This window comes from Hydrogenophaga intermedia, from assembly GCF_023715105.1.
GTDB classification, from domain to species: Bacteria; Pseudomonadota; Gammaproteobacteria; order Burkholderiales; family Burkholderiaceae_C; genus Hydrogenophaga; species Hydrogenophaga intermedia_A.
The window spans coordinates 1-252 of the sequence record NZ_JAMBNO010000146.1 but is presented as its reverse complement, the minus strand read 5'-3'; the positions used below and the strand labels follow the sequence as shown (position 1 = coordinate 252).

The following is a 252-nucleotide window of genomic DNA, read 5'->3' as shown; positions in this document are numbered from 1 at the left end:
GATGCGCAGCTCTTCTGCCAGTCGTGGAACCCGCAAGTACAACGCCGAGTGACCCTGGCGGCATGCGTACTGGGCCAGCGCACAGGCCAGCCAGGTCTTGCCCAGACCGGTAGCGCCAGCCAGGGTCTGACCTTGCCCTCGTTCTGTGTAGCTCTTAGCCCGACGATTACGCGGCCTTTTTTCGCTGTGCCTCGTACCAGCGTTGCTCGAACTGCATCGGGCTGAGATAGCCTAGCGACGAATGCAGCCTGC

At 62.3% G+C, this 252-nt stretch carries 1 pseudogene; it reads right to left on the bottom strand.

Going from position 1 to position 252, the window contains the following annotated elements:
• Nucleotides 1–123 (bottom strand): annotated as a pseudogene (locus M3149_RS22950) (ATP-binding protein); the annotation flags it as partial.
• Between the last annotated feature and the right edge of the window lie 129 nt (nucleotides 124–252).